The sequence below is a fragment of the Mumia zhuanghuii genome, assembly GCF_042681565.1.
In the GTDB taxonomy this organism is placed as follows: Bacteria; Actinomycetota; Actinomycetes; order Propionibacteriales; family Nocardioidaceae; genus Mumia.
In genome coordinates, this window is record NZ_JBHUFT010000008.1 from 1,857,327 (window position 1) to 1,882,372 (window position 25,046).

22 protein-coding genes are annotated in these 25,046 nt (G+C 71.2%); 16 read left to right on the top strand and 6 right to left on the bottom strand.

The features are described from left to right. Positions 1-5: 5 nt before the first annotated feature. The 4 genes from ACFSDF_RS17410 to ACFSDF_RS17425 all read left to right on the top strand — a co-directional run bounded on the left by ACFSDF_RS17410 (position 6) and on the right by ACFSDF_RS17425 (position 5,523). A complete protein-coding gene (locus tag ACFSDF_RS17410) occupies positions 6-2,723 on the top strand; it encodes a cation-translocating P-type ATPase (protein WP_167003456.1) in 2,718 nt (905 codons plus the stop codon). Continuing rightward, entirely contained in the window at positions 2,720-3,952 is a 1,233-nt protein-coding gene (kynU, locus tag ACFSDF_RS17415) for a kynureninase (protein WP_167250484.1), read from the top strand. The genes ACFSDF_RS17410 and kynU overlap by 4 nt, the downstream gene beginning before the upstream one ends. A 61-nt stretch (positions 3,953-4,013) precedes the next feature. Continuing rightward, complete coding sequence (locus tag ACFSDF_RS17420; RefSeq protein ID WP_167003452.1) at positions 4,014-5,108, top strand: fatty acid desaturase family protein; 1,095 nt, start codon at positions 4,014-4,016, stop codon at positions 5,106-5,108. Positions 5,109-5,208: 100 nt separating this feature from the next. After that, the gene (locus ACFSDF_RS17425; protein WP_167003450.1) at positions 5,209-5,523 is read left to right on the top strand and encodes a hypothetical protein; all 315 of its coding nucleotides are present in this window, start codon (positions 5,209-5,211) and stop codon (positions 5,521-5,523) included. An 84-nt stretch (positions 5,524-5,607) separates the two neighbouring features. Here ACFSDF_RS17425 and ACFSDF_RS17430 read toward each other — a convergent pair whose 3' ends face one another. Beyond that, positions 5,608-5,811, bottom strand: coding sequence for a cold-shock protein (locus ACFSDF_RS17430; protein ID WP_139106883.1), 204 nt, complete (start codon positions 5,809-5,811; stop codon positions 5,608-5,610). Between the two features lie 155 nt (positions 5,812-5,966). Next, the gene (locus tag ACFSDF_RS17435; protein ID WP_167003448.1) at positions 5,967-7,019 is read right to left on the bottom strand and encodes an NYN domain-containing protein; all 1,053 of its coding nucleotides are present in this window, start codon (positions 7,017-7,019) and stop codon (positions 5,967-5,969) included. A gap of 79 nt (positions 7,020-7,098) precedes the next feature. On the opposite strand from ACFSDF_RS17435, the gene dapB reads away from it, so the two are divergent. Further along, positions 7,099-7,851, top strand: coding sequence for a 4-hydroxy-tetrahydrodipicolinate reductase (gene dapB / locus ACFSDF_RS17440; RefSeq protein ID WP_377158486.1), 753 nt, complete (start codon positions 7,099-7,101; stop codon positions 7,849-7,851). A gap of 97 nt (positions 7,852-7,948) precedes the next feature. Here the strand turns inward: dapB and ACFSDF_RS17445 are convergent, their stop codons facing one another. The 4 genes from ACFSDF_RS17445 to ACFSDF_RS17460 are packed head-to-tail and all read right to left on the bottom strand — an operon-like array spanning position 7,949 to position 10,193. After that, positions 7,949-8,248 carry an AzlD domain-containing protein gene (locus ACFSDF_RS17445; protein ID WP_167003445.1) on the bottom strand — a complete coding sequence of 100 codons (300 nt, stop codon included), beginning with the start codon at positions 8,246-8,248 and terminating at the stop codon, positions 7,949-7,951. Then, on the bottom strand, positions 8,245-9,006 hold the full coding sequence (locus ACFSDF_RS17450) for an AzlC family ABC transporter permease (RefSeq protein ID WP_167003443.1): 762 nt from the start codon (positions 9,004-9,006) through the stop codon (positions 8,245-8,247). Before ACFSDF_RS17450 ends, ACFSDF_RS17445 begins: the two co-directional genes overlap by 4 nt. Beyond that, positions 8,996-9,640 carry a DUF2461 domain-containing protein gene (locus ACFSDF_RS17455; protein ID WP_243842961.1) on the bottom strand — a complete coding sequence of 215 codons (645 nt, stop codon included), beginning with the start codon at positions 9,638-9,640 and terminating at the stop codon, positions 8,996-8,998. The genes ACFSDF_RS17450 and ACFSDF_RS17455 overlap by 11 nt, the downstream gene beginning before the upstream one ends. After that, positions 9,633-10,193 carry a GNAT family N-acetyltransferase gene (locus ACFSDF_RS17460; RefSeq protein WP_167003441.1) on the bottom strand — a complete coding sequence of 187 codons (561 nt, stop codon included), beginning with the start codon at positions 10,191-10,193 and terminating at the stop codon, positions 9,633-9,635. Before ACFSDF_RS17460 ends, ACFSDF_RS17455 begins: the two co-directional genes overlap by 8 nt. 38 nt (positions 10,194-10,231) lie before the next feature. On the opposite strand from ACFSDF_RS17460, the gene ACFSDF_RS17465 reads away from it, so the two are divergent. The 11 genes from ACFSDF_RS17465 (at position 10,232) to ACFSDF_RS17515 (ending at position 24,733) form a co-directional block, all read left to right on the top strand. Then, positions 10,232-11,044, top strand: a complete 813-nt coding sequence (locus ACFSDF_RS17465) for a thymidylate synthase (RefSeq protein WP_167003439.1) — start codon at positions 10,232-10,234, stop codon at positions 11,042-11,044. Further along, entirely contained in the window at positions 11,041-11,544 is a 504-nt protein-coding gene (locus tag ACFSDF_RS17470) for a dihydrofolate reductase (RefSeq protein WP_167250493.1), read from the top strand. The genes ACFSDF_RS17465 and ACFSDF_RS17470 overlap by 4 nt, the downstream gene beginning before the upstream one ends. 179 nt (positions 11,545-11,723) lie before the next feature. After that, on the top strand, positions 11,724-12,641 hold the full coding sequence (dapA, locus tag ACFSDF_RS17475; protein WP_167003435.1) for a 4-hydroxy-tetrahydrodipicolinate synthase: 918 nt from the start codon (positions 11,724-11,726) through the stop codon (positions 12,639-12,641). A 3-nt stretch (positions 12,642-12,644) separates the two neighbouring features. Beyond that, complete coding sequence (locus ACFSDF_RS17480) at positions 12,645-14,336, top strand: ribonuclease J (protein WP_377158490.1); 1,692 nt, start codon at positions 12,645-12,647, stop codon at positions 14,334-14,336. Between the two features lie 228 nt (positions 14,337-14,564). Then, positions 14,565-15,944: an MFS transporter gene (locus ACFSDF_RS17485; RefSeq protein WP_167003431.1), complete on the top strand. Its 1,380-nt coding sequence runs from the start codon at positions 14,565-14,567 to the stop codon at positions 15,942-15,944. After that, complete coding sequence (locus ACFSDF_RS17490; RefSeq protein ID WP_377158492.1) at positions 15,941-18,049, top strand: molybdopterin oxidoreductase family protein; 2,109 nt, start codon at positions 15,941-15,943, stop codon at positions 18,047-18,049. The genes ACFSDF_RS17485 and ACFSDF_RS17490 overlap by 4 nt, the downstream gene beginning before the upstream one ends. Next, the gene (locus ACFSDF_RS17495; protein ID WP_377158494.1) at positions 18,046-19,716 is read left to right on the top strand and encodes an FAD-dependent oxidoreductase; all 1,671 of its coding nucleotides are present in this window, start codon (positions 18,046-18,048) and stop codon (positions 19,714-19,716) included. The genes ACFSDF_RS17490 and ACFSDF_RS17495 overlap by 4 nt, the downstream gene beginning before the upstream one ends. 46 nt (positions 19,717-19,762) lie before the next feature. Beyond that, entirely contained in the window at positions 19,763-22,357 is a 2,595-nt protein-coding gene (gene nirB, locus ACFSDF_RS17500; protein ID WP_377158495.1) for a nitrite reductase large subunit NirB, read from the top strand. Next, entirely contained in the window at positions 22,354-22,911 is a 558-nt protein-coding gene (gene nirD / locus ACFSDF_RS17505; protein ID WP_377158497.1) for a nitrite reductase small subunit NirD, read from the top strand. Before nirB ends, nirD begins: the two co-directional genes overlap by 4 nt. Beyond that, positions 22,908-24,032, top strand: coding sequence for a uroporphyrinogen-III synthase (locus ACFSDF_RS17510; protein ID WP_167003426.1), 1,125 nt, complete (start codon positions 22,908-22,910; stop codon positions 24,030-24,032). The genes nirD and ACFSDF_RS17510 overlap by 4 nt, the downstream gene beginning before the upstream one ends. Beyond that, the gene (locus tag ACFSDF_RS17515) at positions 24,029-24,733 is read left to right on the top strand and encodes a sirohydrochlorin chelatase (RefSeq protein WP_167003424.1); all 705 of its coding nucleotides are present in this window, start codon (positions 24,029-24,031) and stop codon (positions 24,731-24,733) included. The genes ACFSDF_RS17510 and ACFSDF_RS17515 overlap by 4 nt, the downstream gene beginning before the upstream one ends. Positions 24,734-25,046 lie beyond the last annotated feature (313 nt).

Below are 25,046 nucleotides of genomic sequence, written 5' to 3' on the forward strand. Positions count from 1 at the left end.
GACCCATGCAGGAGGTCACCGAACAGCCGCCGGTCTGGGCCAGTCCGGTCGACGAGGTCCTCACGCGACTCGACACGTCGCGAGAGGGGCTCACGCACGACGAGGCGCGGCAACGACTCGCGGAGGTGGGACCCAACCGGCTCCCACCTCCGGAGCCGACTCCGTGGTGGAAGCGGGTGCTCGCGCAGTTCCAGGACACGCTGATCTACATCCTGCTCGCGTCCGCCGCGGCCAAGGCGGCGCTCGGGGACTGGGTCGACTTCACCGTGATCCTCGCCGTCGCCGTGATCAACGCCGCGATCGGCCTGATCCAGGAGGGCCGGGCCGAGAAGGCGCTCGCCGGGATCCGGACCATGCTCAGCGTCCAGGCCGACGTCCGCCGCGACGGCGCCTGGGAGCGGGTGGACGCCGATGCGCTCGTCCCCGGTGACGTCGTACGGCTGCGTGGCGGCGACAAGGTGCCTGCGGACCTGCGGCTCGTCGCCGCGTCTAACCTGCAGGCGGAGGAGTCCGCGCTGACGGGGGAGTCCGTGCCGTCGAGCAAGGACGCGGACGTCGTCGCGTCCGATGCCGGCGTCGGCGACCGTTCGGACATGGTGTTCTCCGGGACGCTGATCACCCAGGGCAGCGCGCGCGGCGTGGTCACGGCGACGGGGCAGGGCACCGAGGTCGGCAAGATCCAGACGCTCGTCGACGAGGTCGAGCCGCTGGAGACCCCGCTCAGCCGCCAGCTCGACGCGTTCGGCAAGGCGCTCGCGCTCCTGATCGCGGTCATGGCGGTCATCATGGTCGTGGTCGGCCGGGTCGTGCACGACTTCGCAGGGGAGGAGCTGGTGTCGGCGACGATCGGGTTCGCCGTGGCTGCGGTGCCCGAGGGGCTGCCCGCACTGGTGACGATCATCCTCGCGCTCGGCGTGCAGCAGATGGCGCGCGAGCGCGCGATCACCCGCAAGCTGCCCGCGGTCGAGGCACTGGGCTCGGTGACGACGATCTGCTCGGACAAGACCGGCACGCTCACCAAGAACGAGATGACGGTACGCACCGTCGTGACGCGCGCACAGTCGTACGAGGTGACCGGGATCGGCTACGCGCCCGACGGCGAGATCCGCGACGGCGACGGAGTCGCCACGCTCGCCGACCACGCGGACCTCGGTTCGCTGGTCACCGTGATGGCCCGCTGCAACGACGCGGTCGTCCGTCGCGACGAGGACGACCGGTGGGGGCTCGTCGGCGTCCCGACCGACGGCGCCCTGCGGACGCTCGCGCTCAAGGGCGGCTTCGACGCCGACGGCTGGTCGCGGGTCGACGTCGTCCCGTTCGACTCGCAGACAAAGTACATGGCGACGCTCGACCGCGACCCCGAGGGAGCGGCGGTGCTCCTCGTGAAGGGCGCCCCCGACCGCATCCTCGACCGGTCCGCGCACCAGAGGGCGGCCGACGGCACCCGCGAGGCGCTCGACCGGCGCTGGTGGGAGGAGCACATCGACGCTCTCGGAGCGCAGGGCCTGCGCGTCCTCGCCGCCGCCGTCGGGCCGCCGCCCGCCGAGACCCGCATCACGGACGACGACGTCAGCGAGGGGCTCGAGTTCGTCGGGCTCGTCGGCATCGTGGACCCGCCGCGCTCCGAGGCCATCGACGCCATCAAGAAGTGCCGACGCGCGGGGATCAGGGTGAAGATGATCACCGGCGACCACGCCGGGACCGCGCTTGCGATCGGGCGGGAGATGGGACTGGTCCGCGGCGAGGGGGTCGGCGTGCTCACGGGTGCCGACCTCGAGGCGATGACCACCGAGCAGCTGCGCGAGGTCGTCCGGGAGGTCGACGTCTATGCGCGGACGAGCCCGGAGCACAAGATCCGCATCGTCTCGGCGCTGCAGTTCCACCGCGAGGTCGTCGCGATGACCGGCGACGGGGTCAACGACGCTCCTGCACTGACGCAGGCGGACGTCGGCGTCGCGATGGGCATCAAGGGCACGGAAGCGACCAAGGAGGCCGCCGACGTCGTCCTCGCCGACGACAACTTCGCGACGATCGAGCTGGCGGTGGAGGAGGGGCGCCGGATCTACGACAACGTCCGCAAGTCCGTGCTCTTCCTGCTGCCGACCAACGGGGCGCAGGCGCTGGTGATGCTGATCGCCGTGCTCTTCGGCATGACGCTGCCCCTCGAGCCCGTTCAGGTGCTCTGGATCAACATGGTCACGGCCGTCACGCTGTCGCTCGCCCTTGCGTACGAGAAGGCCGAGCCGGGCGTGATGGACCGGGCACCACGCGACCCCGGTGCCTCCGTGGTCGATCTCGCGTACGGGTGGCGGATCATCGTGGTCTCGGTCCTGATCGGCGGCGCGACCCTGCTGGTCTTCACGAGCACGCACGACGCGGGCCTGCGGCTCGACGAGGCGCGGACGGCGGCAGTGACGATGCTCGCGCTCGGCCAGCTGGCGTACCTGTTCAACAGCCGCTACCTCGACCGCTCGAGCCTCACGCCCGCCGTGCTCCGTGGCAACAAGGCCGTCTGGATCGCCTCGGCGGCGATGGTGATCTCCCAGCTCGGCTTCGTCTACCTGCCATTCATGAACACCTGGTTCGGCTCGGCGCCGATCGGGCTGGACATCTGGGCCTACACCGCCGTGCTCGCCATCGCGGTCTTCCTCCTCGTCGAGGTGGGCAAGGCGGTGGACCGGGCGCGCGGAACACACGCGGCGCATGGTGAGATCAGGGCATGACCCTCACGTACGACGACGCGGTTGCAATGGACCTCGCCGACCCGCTGGCGGCGTTCCGCGATGAGTTCCTGCGCGGTGACGACCCCGTCGCCTACCTCGACGGCAACTCGCTCGGCCGGCCGCCGCGCCGGACGTTGGAGCGGGTCGAAGACGTCCTGCGCCGCCAGTGGGGGGAGGGACTGATCCGTAGCTGGGAGGACGGCTGGCTGGAGCTTCCCGAGCAGGTCGGTGACCGCCTGGCGGCCGCATGCCTCGGTGCTGCCGCTGGGCAGACGGTCATCGCCGAGTCGACGTCGGTCAACCTCTACAAGGCGATCCACGCGGCGTGCGGGCTGCGCGAGGGGCGGGACGAGATCGTCGCGACGGACGCCGACTTCCCGACCGATCGCTATCTGGTCGAGTCCGTCGCGGGTGCCCGGGGGATGACGGTCCGCTGGCTGAGCCCGGATGTCGTCGAGGGTGTCACCGCCGACCAGCTGGCAGCGGTGCTCTCGGAGCGGACGGCGGTGGTCCTGCTGAGTCACGTCGACTACCGCTCGGGCGTGCTGCTCGACATGGCGGCGGTCACCGAGCAGATCCACGCGGCCGGTGCGGTCGTGATCTGGGACCTCTGCCACTCCGCCGGCGTGATCCCGCTCGCCCTCGACGCGGTCGGGGCGGACCTCGCGGTCGGCTGCACCTACAAGTACCTCAACGCAGGTCCCGGTGCGCCCGCCTTCGTCTACGTGGCCGAGCGCCACTTGAGTGCCGTGCGTCAGCCGATCACGGGGTGGTGGAGCAGCAAGGACCGCTTCGCGATGGGCCCGTCGTACGAGGCTGACCCGTCGATCCGCGCGATGCTGTCCGGCACCGCGTACGTCCCGGGGATCGTCGCCGTGGATGCGTCGGTGTCGCTGGTCGCCGAGGCCGGGATCGACGCGATCCGGGAGAAGGCCGTCGCGCTCACCGAGCACTGCGTCGCGCTGGTCGACGCGTGGCTGGTGCCGCACGGCTTCACCGTCGCGTCGCCGCGCGAGCCGGCGCGGCGCGGGGGCCACGTGACGGTGCAGGGGCCGCGCGCACGCGAGGTCGCCGACGCGATGTACGCGGCCAAGGTGATCCCCGACTTCCGCAACCCCGACATGATCCGGCTCGGGCTCTCGCCGCTGACCACCTCGTACGCGGAGCTGTGGACCGCGCTCGACGTCACGCGTCAGATCGTGGAGGGTGACCGACAGCTCTCCGTGTAGATTGGAGGGATGTGCTCGAGTGATTCTCCCTGGACCTCTGAGAGTTCGTGGAGAGGCAGCCATGGCTGACCGACCGACCACCGCCCTCGACCAGCAAGAGCCTGGAGCCCCGCGCCGAGCCGAGAACTTCGTGAGCGCATACGCGACGCTGCTCAACGACGTCCGCGACCGCGGGCTGCTGCGACGGCGTCCTGTCTACTACCTCACCCGGATCGGGTTCGCGGTCGCCGCGTTCGCCGCCGTCTGGGTCGGCGTCGTCCTCTTGGGCAACTCCTGGTGGCAGCTCGCGCTCGCCGCCGTCCTCGGGCTGGTCGTCACGCAGTTCGGCTTCCTCGGGCACGACGCCGCACACCGCCAGCTCTTCACGTCGGGCCGGGCCAACGCCTGGGCGGCGCGCATCCTCGCGGGAGCCTTCGCTGGACTGAGCTATGGATGGTGGCGCGGCAAGCACAACAAGCACCACGCAGCGCCCAACCAAGAAGGGCGAGACCCTGACATCGCTCCCGGCGCGATCGCGTTCACGCGAGACATCGTCGAGAGTCGCACGGGCTTCGCCGGCTGGTTCGCCCGGCGCCAGGGGTGGTTCTTCTTCCCGCTCCTGACACTCGAAGGCCTCAACCTCCACACCGCCAGCATCCGTACGCTCGTCGAGCGGACCACGTTGCCGTGGCGCCGGCTGGAGCTCGCGATGGTCAGCACGCGACTCGTCGCGTACGTCGCGCTGCTCTTCGTCCTGCTTCCTCCGGGCAAGGCAGTGGCGTTCTTCGCGGTGCAGATGGCGGTCTTCGGGGTGTGCCTCGGGAGCGCATTCGCGCCGAACCACAAGGGCATGCCGATCGTCCCGGCGACCATGAAGATCGACTTCCTTCGCCGGCAGGTCCTGATGTCGCGCAACATCCGTGGCAGCTGGTTCGTCGACGCCGCGATGGGCGGCCTGAACTACCAGATCGAGCACCACCTGTTCCCGAGCATGCCGCGGCCCAACCTGCGCCGGGCGCGGCCCATCGTCCGGGAGCACTGCCTGCGCCACGGCATCCCGTACACAGAGGAGAGCCTGATCGGGTCGTACCGGATCGTGATCGGCTACCTCAACAACGTCGGCCTGCGGGCACGAAGCCCGTTCGACTGCCCGCTTGCTGCCGAGATGGGCCGATGAAGGCCTGGAGGGATATTCATCCCGTGGCGTACAGTCGGGGTTACCGGTTCGACGCGCTCACCCGGGCGCGGCGCCGGCGAGTGGAGAGTCGGTGCCCCCGATGAACGACCATCCTGATCCGGTCGGATCAGCCCCGAGCCGGTCGCGACGTCGACCGCGTGACCTCAGCCGGATGGGCCTGAGCGACAACCGCCCTGAGCGCCCCCGCATCATCGCGTGGAAGCCGGGCGAGGGGCGCAGCTGTGCCCCCATCCTGGCTGCCCTGAGGGCGGAGGGGATCGACACCTGGATCGGGTCTCGTCGAGAGCCCGTGGGCAACTTCGAGGTCGCCTGCCTGCAGGACGACGTCGAGCGGATCCGCGCGATCATCGCTGCCGTCGATCCTGACGCGGCTCCGCTGACCGTCGGCCGCTGACGCGGGTCATCCGCAGACGCGAAAGCCCCCGCCTCCCGTGAGGGAGGCGGGGGCTTCGTCAAACGCGGCTGAGCCGCGTCAGAGTCAGAGCGGGCGGATGTTGGCCGCCTGCAGGCCCTTCTGGCCCTGCTCGACGTCGAACTCCACCTTCTGGCCCTCATCGAGCGAGCGGAAGCCCGAGGCTGCGATCGCGCTGAAGTGCGCGAACAGGTCCTCGCCGCCGCCGTCGGGAGCGATGAAGCCGAAGCCCTTGTCAGCGTTGAACCACTTAACGGTGCCTGTAGCCATGATGTTTCTCCTCTGGTCGTGCGCACGCGACGTTCGCGTGCGACTGGTGTCGCGATCACCTCAACCTGGGAGAAGAACGAGAGGCCTCGATAAACGAGGGTCTTGCATTCGAATCTGCGGCGTGACGGTATTGCAACTACTGACGACCGTACCACCTAGTGCGAAGCTTTCGGACTCAGGCGTACCAGGCGCGCCGTGGAGCTCTCGTCGAGCTCGGCGAGATCGCCCCGTGACCGTACGAAGTCCGAGAACGAGCGGAACCCGAGCGCCTTCTCGTTGAACGACGGGTCCATCCGCTTCATCTGGCTCTTGACCGCCGAGCTGTGCAGCCAGTCGGCGTCGTCCTTCTCGTGGCCCAAACGCAAGGCACGCTCCAGCAGCCGGGTCGCGACCTTCTGGGCGTCCTCCGGCTCCGGCTCGTGCTCTGCACGGTCGTCAAACCCGGGCTCGGCGAAGAGCGGGACCGTGGCCGTGGGCTTGCGTGAGTCGCGCTTGGCGCCCGTCCCGCTCGGCTCCGTCTCCGCGGCCGAGACGTCGTCCGAGGCGGTGTCCGGCTTGGCAGGACGCTCACCCGAGCGCCTCCGCGAGGGGGAGCGGGCCGACTTCTTCGCTGCCGGCTCCGGCTCGGGGGCCGGCTCGACGCCGGGCAGCGCGTCGTACGTCACCATCTCGTCGCACGCCGCCGCGAGGGACTTGCTGGTGGAGCCGGCGACGCCGACACCGACGACGTACCGGCCGAGCCGCCGGCACCGCTGCGCGAGCGCGATGTAGTCGGAATCACCTGCGACGATCACCACATGCGTGAGGTCGGGCAGCCGGAACATGTCCTCGACCGCGTCGACGGCGAGCCTGATGTCGGCGCCGTTCTTGCCGTACGCGGCCGCCGGGAACAGCTGGACCAGGTCGACGGCGCGGCTGACGAGCTGGCCGCGATACTCGGCGTTGACCGGCGCGGACCAGTCCGCATAGGCGCGGGTCAGGACGAGCGTCCCGAACGACGAGGCGAAGTCGATGATCGCGCCGACGTCGACCGTGGCGCGGGCGAGCTTCTCGGCGACGTCGGGGTCGGCGTCACGCTCGGTCGTCGAGAACGCGCGCGCCTTGTCCCTCTGGAACTGGTTGCGTCCGTTCACCTGGTCGTACCGCGAGATCACGATGTTGTCGAAGTCGAGGTACACGGCGACGCGTGTGTCGCCAGGGTCAGCCATGACTGCTCTTCTCGGTAGGGGCACTGGGCTGTCTCCAGTCTGCCGGACCGGCCGCGCACGCGGGTGGGATGATCGGCGCATGAGCGAGACCAAGGTCGGGGTGCTGGGTGCCCGAGGGCGCATGGGGTCGGAGTCCGTACGAGCGATCGAAGCGGCCGAGGGGCTCACCCCCGCCGCGGCGATCGATGCCGACGACCCGTTGGACCTCCTCGTCGACGCGGGTGTCGAGGTCGTCGTGGACTTCACCAGCCCGGCCGTCGTGATGGACAACCTGCGCTTCTGCGTCGCCAACGGCATCCACTCCGTCGTCGGGACGTCAGGGTTCGACGACGCGCGCCTTGCCGAGGTCCGCGAGCTCGCGGCGCAGTCGCCCGAGGTCGGGGTGCTCATCGTGCCGAACTTCTCGATCGGGGCCGTGCTAATGATGCGGTTCGCGCAGATCGCCGCGCCGTACTTCGAGTCAGTCGAGATCGTCGAGCTGCACCACCCTGACAAGGTCGACGCGCCGTCCGGCACGGCGACACGGACGGCCGAGCTCGTCGCCGAGGCGCGTCGGGCCGCGGGGTCGGCGCCGGTGCCCGACGCGACGACGGCCGACCCGCTCGGGGCGCGGGGCGCGGTGGTGGACGGCATCCACGTGCACGCCGTACGGGCGCGTGGGCTCGTCGCCCACCAGGAGGTGCTCTTCGGTGATCCCGGCGAGACGCTGACGATCCGCCACGACTCGGTGCACCGCGAGTCGTTCATGCCGGGCGTCGTCGCCGGAGTGCGTGGCGTCGCCGCGCACCCGGGGGTCACCGTCGGGCTCGACGGCATCCTCGGCCTCGCCTGACGGCACACCCCGGATCCGTCCGCGTTGTGAAAGCAACCTGACCGAATTCGGCCCGCGATTCGGTCAGGTTGCTTTCACAACGCGGACGCGGACGGCGTCAGAGCAGGCGTACGAGGGCGGCCGCGAGGGCGGCTGCGCCCACGACGACGAGGAACGGCGCCCGTACGACCAGGAGCAGCACCGCGACACCGAGCCCGACCACCCGTGCGTCCAGCACGAGCGACTGCCCGTCGCCGAACACCTGCACCGCGATCAGCGCACCGAGCAGCCCGACCGGGATGAGCGCCGCGACACGGACGGTCAGCGGATGCTCGAGGGCACGGTCGGGTATGGAGAGCCCGGCGAGCTTGAGTCCGTAGCACGCGAGCGACGCCGCGATGATGGCCCACCAGATCACGACTCGCCCCTCTCGTGGTGATCGTGGTGGTGCGGCTCCTCGGGGTGCTCGAGCGCGTCGGTGATCTCGGCGTCGGTGCTGCGACGGGTGATCCAGATCCCGAGGGCGACGGCGACGGCACCGCCGATGATGATCGGCGCGCCTGCGGGGGAGAGCGGCACCGTGCCGATGGCCACGAGCGCGCCGACGATCGCGACCGTGCGCTGCGGCCACGCCGTCAGCCGGGGCCACAGCAGCGCCAGGAACGCGGCGCCCACGGCGGCATCGAGCCCGTACGTCCGGGGGTCCCCGAGAGCGTTTCCGGCGAGGGCGCCGACGAACGTCATGAGGTTCCAGAGGATGAAGATCGAGACGCCCGTGACGTAGAAGCCGATCCGAGCGTGCCGGTCGGTCGTGCGGGCGACACCCATCGCGGTGGACTCGTCGATGACGATCTGCGCCGAGAGCAGTCGCCGCCAGCCGTGCACCCGCAGCCGCGGCGCCAGTCCGAGCCCGTAGAAGCTGTTGCGGCTGCCGAGGAGGACCGCGGTGACCGCGCCGGTGAACGGGTTGCCGCCCGAGGCCACCACACCCGCGAACGCGAACTGTGACGCCCCGCTGAACATCAGCAGCGACAGCACGCACGTCTGGAGGACCGTCAGCCCCGAGGCCGTCCCGATCGCGCCGAAGCTGATCCCGTAAGCACCCGTGGCCAGGCCGACCCCGAGCGAGTCGATGACGACGCTGCGGTCGCTGGGCGCGGACGCCTCAGCCGACATGTCGTGCGTGCCAGTCCAGGAGCGGGGTCAATGCCCGCCAGTCATCGGCGACCCGCGTGGCGAGTCCGGGGGTGCCCATCCACTCGGGCGTGCCGTACCAGCGCATGAGCGTGAGCGTGTTGTGCCGCAGGAGCTCGATGCGGGGATGCTCCGCGGACCAGCCGCGCGGCTGGGTCTTGACGCGGTCGCCGCCGAGCTCGAACCCGTCGGCGGTGAGCCGGCCGAGCAGCCGCTCGAGCTCGGCACCCTTGCGCGTGTCGTCGACCGCCGTACGGAAGCGGTGCTTGCGCTCGGCGGTCGCGTCGTACCAGCCGGCTCCGACCCGCAGCCCCGACGCGTCGATCTGGACGTAGTAGCCGTTGGCCGGCTCGGTCGCGACGAAGGCGCCCTGATGGGTCTTGTAAGGGGTCTTGTCGGCGCTGAACCGCACGTCACGGTACGGCCGGAACACCTTGGCCGCACCGAACTCGTCGGCGAGCGCGGCGGTGAGTGCCAGCATCGGGCGCCGCACCAGCGTGTCGTAGTCGTCCTTGTGGGCGGTCCAGAACGTGCGGGAGTTGTCGTTCTCGAGGTCCTCGTAGAAGTCGGCGGCGGCGACGGTGAAGCCGACCGGCACGTGGTCGGTGTCAGTCACCGTCCTCGTCACCGCCCAGCATCGTGTGCAGGCGGACCTGCTTGAGGAGAACGACCCCGTCGCCCACCGGGTCGACCTCGCGGTGCGCGCCGTCAGGCGCCCAGCCGGTGCCGGTGACGAACCCGCGCATCGCGTCGTCGGAGGCGTCGAGCCACATCGTCGCCCGGACGAACCGGTCGGCACGCAGCGTGTCGGCGCAGGCCTGCAGGAGCCGTGAGCCGTGGCCGGCGCCGCGGTGGGCGGGGGAGACGGTCAGCTCGCTGACCTCGCCGTCGGCGACCGGGTCGGCATCGTCGTCGCTCGAGGGCCCCGTGACGGCGAACCCGCGTACGGTGCTGTGCTCGAGCGCGACGAGGACCCGGTTGCGGGCGTCGCCGGGCTTGTCGAGCGAGGCGACCCACTTCTCCTCGAACAGGGCGGGGACGATCTGCGCGACGATCTCCGGCGGCAGCACCGGGCCGTACCGCTCGCGCCACGCGTCGGCCTGCAGGGAGGCGATCGCGGGGGCGTCGGCGCGCCACGCGACCCGGACACTGGTGTCGGCGGTAGTCACTGCTCGATTGTGTCAGGTCGGTGTCGTAGCGTGAGAACGTGCGCGCCTACCTCGACCTCGTTCAACGGATCCTCGACGACGGCGTCCGCAAGGACGACCGTACGGGCACCGGCACGCTCAGCGTGTTCGGCCACCAGATGCGGTTCGACCTGCGTGAAGGCTTCCCGCTGGTCACCACCAAGAAGGTCCACGTGAAGTCCGTCGTGGCCGAGCTCCTGTGGTTCATCGCGGGCAGCACCAACACCGCCTATCTCAAAGAGAACGGCGTCTCGATCTGGGACGAGTGGGCAGACGAGCAGGGTGAGCTGGGCCCGATCTACGGCTACCAGTGGCGCTCGTGGCCGGCTCCGGGCGGGCGGCACGTCGACCAGCTCCAGGGCGTGATCGACGCCCTCGTCGGCGATCCCGACTCGCGTCGCCACATCGTGAGCGCCTGGAACGTCGCCGACCTGCCCGACATGGCGCTGGCGCCGTGCCACACGATGTTCCAGTTCTACGTCGCGCCGGGGGAGGACGGCGGGCCCGGTCGCCTGTCGTGCCAGCTCTACCAGCGCTCGGGTGACGTGTTCCTCGGCGTCCCGTTCAACATCGCCTCGTACGCCCTGCTGACCCACATGGTGGCTCAGGTGACCGGGCTCGAGGTGGGCGACTTCGTCCACACGCTCGGCGACGCGCACCTCTATCTCAACCACCTCGACCAGGCCCGCGAGCAGCTGTCGCGCGAGCCTCGGCCGCTCCCGCAGCTCGAGCTCGACCCCGGTGTCACCTCGATCGACGGCTTCACGCTCGACTCGGTCAAGCTCGCCGGCTACGACCCTCACCCGGGCATCAAGGCGCCCATCGCCGTATGACCCCTCGCGATCTGGGCGCGCAGCGCCACGCCCGCATCACGCTCGTCGCCGCCGTCGGCACCAACGGCGTCATCGGGCGCGACGGCGACCTGCCGTGGCCACGCACCGGCGACCTCAAGCAGTTCAAGGCCCTTACGACCGGCCACGTGCTCGTGATGGGGCGCAAGACCTACGACTCGATCGGGCGCCCGCTGCCCGACCGCACGTCCGTCGTCATCACCCGCCGTACGGGCTGGAAGGGGCCGGACGACGTGGTCGTCAGCAACGACGTCGACGGGGCTCTCGACCTCGCCGCTCAGCTCGGCGGCGAGGTGTTCGTCATCGGCGGCGAGCAGATCTACAGGCAGACGCTCGACCAGGCCGACCGGATGGTGCTGACCCTCGTCGACGCGGCCCCTGAGGGCGATGCGTGGTTCCCCGAGGTCGACTGGTCGCAGTGGTGCGAGATCGACGCGATCCCCTACGACGGCTACCGGATCGCGACGTACGAGCGGGTGTGACACAGGTCACAATACGTGGCTCGTGATCGGCCGTAACGCCGTTCTGGCTTCGGGCGATGTTCTGAGTGTCCCGGTGCTGCCCGGGCCCCCGAACGGGCAGCACCGGGACATTCCATGTCCGGGTTCGCTGGTTTGACCGGCCCCACAGTCCGTCCCGCCCAAGCGGTAGCGTGGGACATATGACCTCTCCGCTCGCCAGACCTGAGGCCCCGTTCGGCCGGGTGCTGACCGCCATGGTGACGCCGTTCACCCCGGACGGCGCCCTCGACCTCGACGCCGCCAAGAAGTTGGCGACCTACCTCGTCGACGAAGGCTCCGACGGCATCGTGGTGAGCGGGACGACCGGCGAGTCGCCCACCACCAACCCCGAAGAGGACGGCCGCCTGCTGGCCGCGGTCCTCGAGGCGGTCGGTGACCGCGCCTCCGTCGTCGCCGGCGTCGGCAACAACGACACGCAGGCGTCGGCGCGGCTGGCCCGCCAGGCTGCCGAGCTGGGTGCCCACGGCATGCTGCTCGTGTCGCCCTACTACAACAAGCCGCCGCAGGCCGGCCTCGTTCGCCACTTCACGACCGTGGCCGATGCGGGCGAAGGCGTCCCGGTGATGCTTTACGACATCCCGGGCCGTGCCGTCGTCCGCATCGCGCCCGAGACCTACGCGGAGATCGCGCAGCACGAGGCGATCGTCGCGGTCAAGGACGCGGTCGGCGATCTCGCCTCCGGGGTGCGCCTCATGCGCGAGACCGGTCTCGCCTGGTATTCCGGCGACGACCCGCTCAACCTCGCCTGGCTCGCGTACGGCGCCGCCGGTGTCGTCTCGGTCGTCAGCCACGTCGCTGCCTCGCAGTACGCCTCGATGGTGAGGGCGGTCGATGACGGCCGCCTCGTCGACGCCCGTACGATCAACGACGAGCTCCTCGACGTCGTCGCCACGATCATGTCGCCGACCTCGCAGGGCGCGATCATGGCCAAGGCGGCGATGCAGCTGCTCGGTGTGATCCAGAACCGCACGACCCGCTCCCCGTACGTGGACGCGACCGACGAGCAGGTGGCGACGCTGGCCCAGGTGCTCCGTGACGCCACTCTGCTGAAGGACTGATCGATGAGCCATCCCCATCCCGAGCTCGGCGCCCCGCCGGAGCTGCCCGCCGACGGCCTGCGCGTGATCGCGCTCGGTGGCCTCGGAGAGATCGGGCGCAACATGACCGTCTTCGAGCACGCCGGCAAGCTGCTCGTCGTCGACTGCGGCGTCCTGTTCCCCGAGGACCACCAGCCCGGCGTCGACCTGATCCTCCCCGACTTCGCGCCGATCCGGGACCGCCTCGACGACATCGTCGCGATCGTGCTGACCCACGGCCACGAGGATCACATCGGCGGCGTCCCCTACCTTCTCCGTGAGCGCAGCAACATTCCTCTGGTCGGCTCCAAGCTCACGCTGGCGCTCGTCGACTCCAAGCTCCGCGAGCACCGGATCAAGGACGTGCCGAAGTACGTCGTCGCCGAGGACGAGACGCTCTCGATGGAGCCGTTCGACCTCGAGTTCGTGGCGGTCAACCACTCGATCCCCGACGCGCTCGCCGTCGCCATCCGTACGGCCGCCGGCCTGGTGATCCACACCGGCGACTTCAAGATGGACCAGCTCCCGCTCGACGGGCGCATCACCGACCTGCGGGCGTTCGCGAGGCTCGGTGAGGAGGGGGTGGACCTGTTCCTCACCGACTCGACGAATGCTGACGTGCAGGGGTTCACCACCACCGAGCGCGACATCTCGCCGGTGCTCGACCGCGTCTTCGCGCAGAGCCAGCAGCGGATCATCACGGCGTGCTTCGCCTCGCACGTGCACCGCGTCCAGCAGATCCTCGACGCCGCGGTGAAGCACGGACGCAAGGTCGCCTACATCGGCCGGTCGATGATCCGCAACATGCAGATTGCGCGCGACCTCGGCTACCTCCACGTGCCGGACGGCGTGATCGTCGACGGGCGCAAGGTCTCCGAGTACCGCCCCGAGGAGCTCGTTCTCGTCTCGACGGGGTCGCAGGGCGAGCCGATGGCCGCGTTGTCGCGCATCGCCGCGAACTCGCACGACTCGGTCCGCATCGAGCCCGGTGACACCGTCGTGCTCGCGAGCTCGCTGATCCCCGGCAACGAGAACGCGGTCTACCGCGTGATCGACGGACTGATCCGGCTCGGCGCGAACGTGGTCCACAAGGGCAACGCGCTCGTGCACGTCTCCGGTCACGCGTCCGCAGGCGAGCTGCTCTACTGCTACAACATCGTCAAGCCGAGCAACGTCATGCCGGTGCACGGCGAGATGCGTCACCTCCACGCCAACGCGGCGCTGGCGCGTGCGACGGGCGTCGAGCCCGACCGCGTCGTGATCGCGGAGGACGGCTTCGTGGTCGACCTCATCGACGGACGGGCGCGGGTCACCGGCAAGGTCGACTGTGGCTACGTCTACGTCGACGGCTCGTCGGTCGGCGACATCACCGAGTCCGAGCTCAAGGATCGCCGGATCCTCGGCGAGGAGGGCTTCATCTCGGTCATGGTCGTCATCGACTCGTCGACCGGCAAGCTGGTCAGCGGCCCGGAGATCCAGGCGCGGGGGTTCGCCGAGGACGACTCGGTGTTCCAGGCGATCGTGCCCCAGATCGAGCAGGCGCTCGCGAGCGCCGTTGCCGACGGGACGTACGACACCCACCAGCTCCAGCAGATCATCCGCCGTACGGTCGGCCGCTGGGTCTCGGGCGCGCACCGGCGTCGCCCGATGATCGTGCCCGTGGTCCTGGAGGCCTGAGCCTCCGCTCTCTGACGTCATACGTTCCGTGGTCCAGGGGCCACGGAACGTATGACGTTGCGGGGGAGCGTCACGTCGCGGGCGCCTCACACGGGGGCGTACGAGGCTGTGCGAGGACGGTTACGGACCCGCCACCCGCAGGGCAACGGGCCGGAAACACGGCGTTCGTAGCGTCCTGGGTACGGTGTCCGGCATCCGGCCGGGCCCCTCCGCCTCCAGGAGCCCGTCATGGCGCTGCCCACCCTCGGCACCGAGCCGAGCACCACGCCCGCGAGCACGACGACCTCCCCGGTACGCCGTCGTACCGGCCGCTGGATCGACCACTGGGACCCTGAGGACGCGGAGTTCTGGGAGGGTACGGGGCGCCCGGTCGCCCGCCGGAACCTGATCGTCTCGATCCTCGCCGAGCACCTCGGGTTCTCCGTGTGGATGCTCTGGAGCATCGTCGCGGTGAACCTCAACGCCGCCGGCTTCTCGCTCACGAACTCGCAGCTGCTGTGGCTCGTCGCCGTGCCGAGTCTCGTGGGGGCGACGCTGCGCCTCCCGTACACGTTCGCGGTCGGGCTCTTCGGGGGCCGCAACTTCACGATTGTCTCGGCGCTGCTGCTGCTGATCCCGACGACCGGGCTCGCGATCGTCGTCCAGCGGCCCGACACCCCGTTCTGGGTCCTGCTGCTGGTTGCGTCCACGGCGGGCTTCGGCGGCGGCAACTTCGCGTCGTCGATGACGAACATCTCGTACTTCTACCCCGAGAAGGAGAAGGGCTGGGCCCTCGGGCTCAACGCGGCCGGCGGCAACATCGGCGTCGCGGTCGTCCAGGCGCCCTTCGTCGTCACAGCGGTCGTCACCGCCGGCGGAGGGCTCGTGCTCTGGCGGGCCGGTCTGATGTGGGTCCCGCTGATCTTGCTCGCCGCGTTCCTCGCGTGGAAGGCGATGGACAACCTCAGCACCGCCCAAGCCGACTTCTCGACCTCCGCGGCGGCTGCGAAGCGCCCGCACACCTGGGTGATGGCCTTCCTCTACATCGGCACGTTCGGCTCGTTCATGGGGTACGCGGCGGCGTTCCCAATGCTCATCAAGATGGAGTTCGCCGACGTGAACCCGACGTCCTGGGCGTTTCTCGGCGCGCTCGTCGGGTCGCTGGCCCGGCCGTTCGGCGGGCGCCTGTCCGACCGGGTCGGCGGTGCGGCCGTGACGGCGGCGAGCTTCGTGGTGATGGGCGTCGGCGTGCTCGCCGCGATCTTCGCGCTGCGGGCCGGTTCCTTCGCGTTCTTCCTGGCCTCGTTCCTGGTGCTGTTCGTCGCGACCGGCGTCAGCAACGGCTCGACGTACCGGATGATCCCTGCGATCTTCCGCGCGACCGCCACCGAAGGAGCGGAGGGCACGCTGCGGGCCAAGCGCGAGGCGGCGGCCGCGATCGGCATCATCTCGGCGGTCGGCGCGTTCGGCGGGTTCTTCGTCCCGCGCGTCTACTCGTGGGCGTCTGAGGCGACGGGCTCGATCGAGCCGGCGATGTTCGTGTACGTGGGGGTGTACGCGGCGATGCTCGCCGTCACGTGGTGCGCCTACCTGCGGCCGGGAGCCGCGATGGCGAAGGCACACGTGTGACCAGCACCGCTGCGTCAACAGACACCCACTGCCCGTACTGCGCACTCCAGTGCGCGATGCGGCTGGCTCCCGAGGCGAGCGGCGACCTGGCCGCCTCGCCTCGGGAGTTCCCGACCAACCGGGGCGGGATGTGCCAGAAGGGCTGGACGAGCGCTGACCTCCTCCGTACGCCCGACCGGATCACCGCACCGCTGCGTCGTACCGCCGACGGCCGCTACGAGGAGGTCTCCTGGGACGACGCGCTCGACGAGATCGCGGCACGCGTGACCGCACTCCAGCAGGCCCACGGACGGGACGCGATCGCGGTCTTCGGTGGGGGAGGGCTGACCAACGAGAAGGCCTACGCGCTCGGCAAGTTCGCCCGCACGGTGCTGCGGACGCGGTTCATCGACTACAACGGCCGCTTCTGCATGTCGTCGGCGGTCGCAGCCGGCAACCGCGCCCTCGGGATCGATCGCGGCCTTCCGTTCCCGCTGGAGGACCTCAACGCTGCCGACGCGGTGCTGCTGCTCGGGAGCAACCTCGCGGACACGATGCCGCCGGCGGTGCAGCACCTGTCCCATGCACGTGCGCAAGGTGGGCTCGTCGTCGTCGACCCGCGGCGCAGTGCGACCGCACGCCTGACCGACGACGGTGCCGGAGAGCACCTCGCGCTCGTCCCCGGGACGGACCTGACGCTGCTCCTCGGGCTGACCCATGTCGTGCTCGCCGAGGGTCTCGCGGACGCGGCGTATCTGGACGACCGTACGAACGGCCTCGACGACGTCCGGCGCAGCGTCGCCGCGTGGTGGCCGGAGCGCGTCGCGTCGGCCACCGGCATCGACGAGGGGCGCCTGCGCCGGATCGCGCGGCGCCTCGCGGCGGCCGCCCCGTGCCACGGCGGCGCAGGCGCGTACGTGCTGACCGGACGCGGCGCCGAGCAGCACACGGACGGTACGGACACGGTGACCGCGGCGATCAACCTCGCGCTGTGCCTCGGCCTGCCGGCGCGGGTCGGGAGCGGGTACGGCTGCATCACGGGGCAGGGGAACGGCCAGGGTGGGCGCGAGCACGGGCAGAAGTCGGATCAGCTGCCCGGTTACCGGATGATCGACGACCCTGCGGCGCGGGCGCACGTGGCCGAGGTCTGGGGCGTCGACCCCGACTCGCTGCCGGGCAAGGGCGTGCCTGCCGTCGAGCTGCTGATGGGCCTCGGCACGGATGACGGCCCGAGGGCGCTGTTCGTCCACGGGTCCAACCTCGTGGTCAGCGCCCCCGACGCGCGGACTGTGACCGACCGGCTGCGGGCGCTCGACCTGCTGGTGGTCTGCGACTTCGTGCCGTCGGAGACCGCGATGCTGGCCGACTTCGTGCTGCCGACGACGCAGTGGGCGGAGGAGGAGGGCACGATGACGAGCCTCGAGGGCCGGGTGATCCGTCGCCGGGCCGCCGTGACGCCACCGCCGGGGGTGCGCAGCGAGCTCGAGATCCTGGCCGGGTTGGGGGCGCGGCTCGGGGCCACGGTGTCGCTGCCGACCGACCCGCGCGAGGTGTACGACGAGCTACGGCGCGCGTCGGCCGGGGGGCGTGCCGACTACGCCGGCATCTCGTACGACCGGTTGGACGCGGGCGAGGCGCTGTTCTGGCCGTGCCCCGATGAGGCCCATCCGGGCACGCCGCGGCTGTTCGCGGACGGCTTCGCCCATGTGGACGGCCGGGCACGGATGGTGGCGGTCGAGCCGACTGGGCGGGTGGACGACCTGACGCGCGCCGCTCCGCTGTTCCTCGTGACCGGGCGGGTGCTCCAGCACTACCAGTCCGGCGCCCAGACCCGCCGCGTCGCGCGCCTGCGGGACGCGGCGCCCGCGGCGTACGTCGAGCTCCATCCGCTGCTCGCCGCGCGGCTCGGCATCGAGGGCGTGGAGGAGATCCGGGTGACGTCGAGTCGCGGCTCGATGGTCGCGCAGGCGCGGATCAGCGCGGACATCCGGCCGGACACGGTGTTCGCCCCGTTCCACTTCGCGGGGCTCGAGCGGGTCAACAGTGTCACCAGCGCGGCCACCGACCCGATCTCGGGGATGCCGGAGTTCAAGGTGTCCGCCGTGACCGTCGAGGCAGCACAGTGACGCGCGAGCGGGTGGTGGTCGTCGGGGCCGGCATGGTCGGCACCCGATTCGCCGAGGAGCTCGCACGCGCCGACCGCGAGGGACGGTTCGACGTGCTGGTGCTGGGGGAGGAGGAGTACGAGCCGTACAACCGGATCCTGCTCACCGAGCTCGTCGCCGGGCGCGCGGAGCTCGCGAGCCTCGTGCTGCCGCGGCCGGCCGGGGTGACCGTACGGCTCGGCGCGCGGGTGGACGGGATCGACCGTGGCGCCCGTACGGTGTGGGTGGACGGCGAGCCCATCCCGTACGACCACCTCGTCCTGGCGACCGGCGCGCGGGCGCGGGTGCTGCGCGTCCCGGGCCTCGACGGCGCTCCGGGCGACCCGCTGCCCGGTGGCGTCTTCGCGCTGCGCTCGGTCGACGACGCCCGCGGCATCACCGCCGCCGCGCTCAACGCCCGGCGTGCCGTCGTCGTCGGGGGCGGTCCGCTCGGTGTCGAGGTCGCCTGCGGGATGCGGCTGCGGGGAGTCGCGGTGGAGGTGATCTCGTTCGCGGGGCACCTCCTCGACCGCGACCTCGACCCCGCGCCCGGCCGGCTGCTCGCCGACGCGGTCTCCGACCTCGGCATCACGTTCCACGGCAACGCCGCGCTCGCGGGCGTGACCTGCGCTCCTCCACGATTTGACGGGTTGTCCCCCCAATCGGTGCCCTCAACCGGTGGAGAACCCGTCAAATCGTGGAGGGGACGAGGCGGCCACGTGGAGGCGGTGGTGCTCGACGACGGTCGTACGCTCGCGGCTGACCTCGTCGTCCTCGCGGCCGGGGCTGTCCCCGAGACCGCCCTCGCGGGTGCCGCCGGACTCGAGGTCGCCCACGGGATCGTCGTCGGCGACGACCTGACGACCACATACGACCCGGCGATCCACGCGATCGGCGACTGCGCGCAGACGCCGTCGGGGGTCTCAGGGCTCGTCGCACCCGGGTGGGAGCAGGCCCGCGCACTCGCTCGGCGGCTCACCGACGGCGGCACCGCGGCCGACCCTGCACCCGTGGTCGTCGACGGCGGCACCGCGGCCGACCCTGCACCCGTGGTCGTCGACGGCGCCGCCATGCGCCTCAAGGCGGCCGGGCTCAGCCTCGTCGCGATGGGGCGGAAGGCGTCTTGCGCCGACGGGGCGCGGGTGCTGACGATGAGCGACCCGTACGCGCGCCGCTACGTGGAGGTCGTCCTCGACGGCGACGAGCTGGTCGGGATGACCTGCCTCGGAGCCGCCGAGCTCGCAGCGTCGCTGAGCGTCCAGTACGGGCGGCCGGGCGTCGTCCCGCTCGACCCGCTGCAGCTCCTCGCGCCGAGCGCCGGGCAGGCCGACGCCGCCGCCGGGTCGCCCACCACGATGCCGGGCAGCACGACGGTGTGCCGCTGCAACGGCGTGACCAAGCGTGACCTGGTCGCGGCGTGGGACGGCGGGGCGTGCTCCGTCGACGCGCTCGCGGCCACCACGCGCGCGACCACCGGCTGCGGGGGCTGCGTGTCGCTCGTGCGTGGGATCGCGGACTGGCTGGTGGTCTCGACAGGCTCGACCGGCGGTGAGGGAGTCTCGACCGGCGGTGAGGGCGTCTCGACCGGCGGTGAGGGCGGCTCACAGACCGCCACGCCCTCGCGTGAGCCCGTTGTGAAGGGTGCGTAACCCGATGAGTCAGGACCCGAAACACCCCGTTCCTACGGTGATCGACATGGGCTCCGCCACCGACTCCGCCACACGCAAGCGCCTCGTCGTCGTCGGTGCCGGCATGGTCGCGCACCGCCTGGTGGAGGCGCTCGTCGGTCGCGGCGGTGCCGACACCTGGACCATCGACGTCTTCGGCGAGGAGAGCCGGCCCCCGTACGACCGGGTGGCGCTGACGTCGTTCTTCTCCGACCGCGACCCCGACGACCTCGTCCTCGGCGACCCGTCGCTGTGGGCGACCGACGGCATCCGGCTCCACCGCGGTGTGAGGGTGACCGCGGTGGACAAGGACGCCCGTACGGTCACCGCCCGCGGCCGGGCCTACCCGTACGACGCGCTGGTGCTCGCAAACGGCTCGTACGCGATGGTGCCGCCGGTCGAGGGCAAGGACACCCCCGGGTGCTTCGTCTATCGCACGGTCGACGACGTCGCTGAGCTGCGTGCGTACGTCAACGAGCTCGCCGCGCGCCTCGACCGGCCCGTACGCGGCGCCGTCGTCGGCGGCGGGCTCCTCGGCCTCGAGGCCGCGGGCGCGCTCCGGGCGCTCGGTGCGGACTCCACGGTCGTCGAGTTCGCGCCGTGGCTGATGCCGATGCAGGTCGACGAGGCCGGCGGACGGACGCTGCGACGGATCATCGAGCAGCTGGGGGTCGAGGTCCGCACCTCGACGGCGACCTCACGTATCCGAGTCGGCCGCAGCGGCACCGTTCGAGCGATGGACTTCGCCGACGGGGGAGGCAGCATCGACGCCGACGTCGTCGTGTTCGCCACCGGCGTCCGCCCACGGGACGAGCTTGCCCGGGCGATGGGTCTCGCGATCGGCGAGCGCGGGGGAGTGGCGTGCGACGACGCGTGCCGTACGGACGACCCGCACGTGTTCGCGATCGGTGAGGTCGCGCACATCGGAGGTCGCACGTGGGGTCTCGTTGGCCCTGGCTACGCGATGGCCGAGGTGGTCGCGGACCGGCTGCTCGGCGGGGACGCGACGTTCACCGGCGGCGACCTCTCGACCAAGCTCAAGCTGCTCGGCGTCGACGTCGCGAGCTTCGGCGACGCGTTCGCGGGCACAGAGGGCAGCCTCGAGGTCGTGTACGCGGACCCGGTCGGCGGCGTCTACAAGAAGCTCGTGATGTCCGACGACGCCAAGACGCTGCTCGGCGGCATCCTCGTCGGCGACGCGGAGGCGTACGCGTCGCTGCGGCCGATGGTCGGCAGCGAGCTCGGGGGCGACCCGACGGCGTGGCTGGTGCCGGACGGCGTGACGCCGGTGTCCGGTGGGTCGCTGCCCGACGCTGCGGCGGTGTGCTCGTGCAACAACGTGACCGCGGGAGCGATCCGGTGCGCGGTGCGGGGGGAGGCCAATGGTGAGCCCTGCCACGACCTCGGCACGCTCAAGGGCTGCACGAAGGCCGGTACGAGCTGCGGATCGTGCCTTCCGCTCGTCAAGAAGCTGCTCGACGAGGAGTTGACCGCCGCCGGCATCGCGACCTCGAACGCGCTGTGCGAGCACTTCGCGATGAGCCGTGCGCAGCTCTTCGACGTCGTACGGGTCACCGGCATCCGTACGTTCTCCGAGCTCGTCGCCGCCCACGGCACCGGGCGTGGCTGCGACATCTGCCGTCCCGTCGTGGCGTCGATCCTCGCCTCGCTGGAGACCGGGCACGTCCTCGACGGCGAGGCGGCGGCGCTGCAGGACACCAACGACCACGTGATGGCCAACATGCAGAAGGACGGGACGTACTCCGTCGTCCCGCGCATCCCCGGCGGCGAGGTAACGCCCGAGGGACTGATCGCGATCGGGCAGGTCGCCGCGGACTTCGGGCTCTACACGAAGATCACCGGCGGCCAGCGGATCGACCTGTTCGGCGCGCGGATCGAGCAGCTCCCGGCGATCTGGAGGCGGCTCGTCGACGCGGGGTTCGAGTCCGGCCACGCGTACGGCAAGTCGCTGCGCACCGTGAAGTCGTGCGTCGGCTCGACGTGGTGCCGTTTCGGAGTGCAGGACTCCGTCGGACTCGCGATCGCTCTCGAGCTGCGCTATCGCGGGCTGCGTTCGCCGCACAAGATCAAGCTCGGCGTCTCCGGCTGCGCCCGCGAGTGTGCCGAGGCGCGCGGCAAGGACGTGGGCGTGATCGCGACGGAGAAGGGCTGGAACGTCTACGTGGGCGGCAACGGCGGCTTCACCCCGAGGCACGCGCAGCTGTTCGCCGAGGACCTCTCGACCGAGGAGCTCGTACGGACGGTCGACCGGTTCCTCATGTACTACATCCGCACCGCCGACCGGCTCCAGCGGACCGCCCCGTGGCTCGAGGCGGTCGAGGGCGGCCTGGATCACGTACGATCGGTGGTGCTCGACGACAGTCTCGGGATCGCCGCCGATCTCGACGCAGCGATGGCGGTGCACGTCGAGAAGTACGAGGACGAGTGGGCAGCGACGCTCGCCGATCCCGACAAGCTGCGCAAGTTCGCCAGCTTCGTCAACAGCCCCGACACCCCCGACCCGGACCTGGTCTACGTCGCCGAGCGCGGTCAACGCCGACCCGCCAATGCGCAGGAGCGCGCGACGCTGATCGCCGGGACGACGCTGGAGGTTCGCTCGTGAGTGCTGCGTCTCTGACCGAGCGCGAGGTCGCGACGTGGGTACGCGTCTGCGCGCTCGACGCGCTGTTCCCCGACCGCGGAGCGGCCGCGCTGGTCGACGGCCGGCAGGTCGCGCTTTTCCGGCTGGCGGGTGAGCCCGACGTCGTGCGCGCGATCGGGCACCGCGACCCGTACAGCGGGGCGAACGTGATGGCGCGCGGTCTGGTCGGCACGGTCGGCGACGTCCCGGTGGTGGTCTCGCCGATGCACAAGCAGCGGTTCCGGTTCGACGACGGCACCGCGGTCGAGGACCCGGCGGTCTCGGTCGGCGTCTGGGCGACCCGTGTCGTCGACGGCGTCGTCGAGGTCGCCGCCACCCCGCTGCTCGAGCCGCGGCCGTCGTCGCTCGAGCGGCTTTCGTCGGTCGAGCTTGTCGAGACCACGCCTGTCGGGGTTTCGACTGGCTCAACCGTCGGTACGCCTGTCGGGGTTTCGACTGGCTCAACCGTCGGTACGCCTGTCGGGGTTTCGACTGGCTCAACCGTCGGTTCGTCCGCGGCCCCGCCGGCGCCATGACGCCTCTCGGTGCGGTCCTCTCCGGGACGTCCGTCCTCGTCACCGCGCAGCGCCGTGCGGACGACCTGGCGATGGCGCTGGGCCGCAGGGGCGCCGTCGTCTCGGTCGCTTCGGCGCTGGGCGTGGAGTCGCAGATCGACGAGGACACCCTGCTGGAACGCACCCGCGAGCTCGTCGCGGATTCGGCGGACGTCGTCGTCGTGACGACCGGCATCGGGTTCCGCTCGTGGCTGGACACCGCCGAAGCCGCAGGACTGGGGGAGGCGCTGGTCGTCGCGCTCTCCCGTACGCGGCTGGTCGCGCGTGGCCCGAAGGCGCGCGGCGCGCTTCAGGCCGCCGGGCTCGTCCCCGACTGGGTCGCGGAGTCGGAGACGTCGGCCGAGATCGCGGACTTCCTCTGCACCGAAGGTGTTGCCGGCCAGCGGATCGTCGTGCAGCACCACGGTGCCGGCGACGACGGCCTCGAGGAGCGGCTACGCGCTGCGGGCGGGGAGCCGGTGGGGCTCGTCGTCTATCGCTGGGGTCCGCCGCCGGACCCCGATGCCGTCGTCGCCTCCGTACGCGACGCGGCCGCGGGAGCGTACGACGCCGTGGTCTTCACGTCCGCCCCGGGCGCTGCCGCATGGATCACGGCGGCGCGAGCGGCGGGTGTCCTGGAGGATGTCATCGCGCTCGGCCGTTCCGGCGTGCTGACCTCGGCGGCTGTCGGCCCGGTCACCGCGGAGCCGCTTCGTGTGGCGGGGCTCGACCCGATCATCCCGGACCGTGGGCGCCTCGGGTCCCTCGTACGCACGCTCATCATGCACCTCGGGGACGACCACGAAGCGACCCAGACCGCGGCTGGCGCGCTCCGGCTTCGCGCGCGGGCAGCGACGCTCGACCACGACGTCGTCGGCGTCTCACCCAGTGGGCTCGCGGTGCTGCGTTCGCTGGTCGCGGTGCCGGGTGCGGTCGTCTCACGCGAGGCGTTGCTGCGCGTGCTGCCGGGATGCTCGACCGACCCGCACACCGCCGAGGTCGCCGTCGCGAGACTGCGGGAGGCGTTCGGTGGGCGTCCGGTCGTGGAGACCGTGGTGAAGCGCGGCTACCGGATCAACCTCGACCAGGGAGGGCGGGCATGACGACGCTGGTGGCGTGCAGCCACGGCACGCGTGACCGCGCAGGGCAGGCAGCGATCGCGGGGCTCGTCGACGCGGTCGCCGGTGCGCTGCCGGGGCTCGCGGTCGCGCCGACGTTTGTCGACGTGCAGCACCCGCAGGTCGCGGAGGTCGTCACGGATACCGGTGGACCGACCGTCGTGGTTCCGTTGCTGCTGTCGTCGGGGTACCACGTCCACGTCGACATCGCCGCAGCCGTCGCGGAACGTGAGGACGTCGTGGCGGCGCCTGCGCTCGGTCCGGACCCGGTGCTCGCGGGGTTGCTCGCGAAACGCCTACGTCAGGCGGGCATGGGGACGAGCGACCGCGTCGTGCTCGCCGCCGCTGCCTCGTCGGACCCGCTGGCGCGCCGTGACACCGAGCGGGCGGCGGCGCTGCTTGCGACGGCGCTCGGCCGCCCTGTCGCGCTGGGGCACGTCGGCGCCGGTCGCGACACGGTGGCTGCAGTCGTGGCGGAGGAGCGTCGGCGGTACCCGTACGCGCGCGTCGCCGTCGCCTCGTACCTCCTCGCGCCCGGCTGGTTCCGTGACCGCCTCGACGAGGTCGGTGCCGATCTGGTGAGCGCCCCGCTGCTCGACGGCGCCGAGCCCGATGCGCGACTCACGGGCCTCGTCGTACGCCGCTTCCTCGACGCCCGCCCGCAGGCGTACGCACACGCGGCGTGACGCGGTCCGGGCGGCGTGAGGTCGTTGGTGTGATCGTGCCCGGGAACCTGTACGAGTTCGCTCGTGCACGTGTCGACGAATGGGACCCTGCTGGACCCGAGGATCGCGACCCAGAGGGTTCCCCGTTGACGCACGGGGGCAGGTGGCGGATCTGTCAGTCCATGGGCGCTACGTCGACCTGGTGACGCTGGAGATCTCGGCGCGGCTGTGGGCCGAACGCGTCACCGTCTCGCTGGATCCGTCGGTGGAGTGACCTTCAGTCGTGGTCGCGCATCCGCCCAGCCCGCCGCCGCCACGTGCGCTTGCCGTGCGG

Coding starts and splice junctions, on each gene's coding strand:
- ACFSDF_RS17410 (WP_167003456.1), top strand. CDS start 6: ATGCAGGAGGTCACCGAACAGCCGCCGGTCTGGGCCAGTCCGGTCGAC.
- kynU (WP_167250484.1), top strand. CDS start 2,720: ATGACCCTCACGTACGACGACGCGGTTGCAATGGACCTCGCCGACCCG.
- ACFSDF_RS17420 (WP_167003452.1), top strand. CDS start 4,014: ATGGCTGACCGACCGACCACCGCCCTCGACCAGCAAGAGCCTGGAGCC.
- ACFSDF_RS17425 (WP_167003450.1), top strand. CDS start 5,209: ATGAACGACCATCCTGATCCGGTCGGATCAGCCCCGAGCCGGTCGCGA.
- ACFSDF_RS17430 (WP_139106883.1), bottom strand. CDS start 5,811: ATGGCTACAGGCACCGTTAAGTGGTTCAACGCTGACAAGGGCTTCGGC.
- ACFSDF_RS17435 (WP_167003448.1), bottom strand. CDS start 7,019: ATGGCTGACCCTGGCGACACACGCGTCGCCGTGTACCTCGACTTCGAC.
- dapB (WP_377158486.1), top strand. CDS start 7,099: ATGAGCGAGACCAAGGTCGGGGTGCTGGGTGCCCGAGGGCGCATGGGG.
- ACFSDF_RS17450 (WP_167003443.1), bottom strand. CDS start 9,006: ATGTCGGCTGAGGCGTCCGCGCCCAGCGACCGCAGCGTCGTCATCGAC.
- ACFSDF_RS17470 (WP_167250493.1), top strand. CDS start 11,041: ATGACCCCTCGCGATCTGGGCGCGCAGCGCCACGCCCGCATCACGCTC.
- dapA (WP_167003435.1), top strand. CDS start 11,724: ATGACCTCTCCGCTCGCCAGACCTGAGGCCCCGTTCGGCCGGGTGCTG.
- ACFSDF_RS17480 (WP_377158490.1), top strand. CDS start 12,645: ATGAGCCATCCCCATCCCGAGCTCGGCGCCCCGCCGGAGCTGCCCGCC.
- ACFSDF_RS17485 (WP_167003431.1), top strand. CDS start 14,565: ATGGCGCTGCCCACCCTCGGCACCGAGCCGAGCACCACGCCCGCGAGC.
- nirB (WP_377158495.1), top strand. CDS start 19,763: ATGGGCTCCGCCACCGACTCCGCCACACGCAAGCGCCTCGTCGTCGTC.
- ACFSDF_RS17510 (WP_167003426.1), top strand. CDS start 22,908: ATGACGCCTCTCGGTGCGGTCCTCTCCGGGACGTCCGTCCTCGTCACC.
- ACFSDF_RS17515 (WP_167003424.1), top strand. CDS start 24,029: ATGACGACGCTGGTGGCGTGCAGCCACGGCACGCGTGACCGCGCAGGG.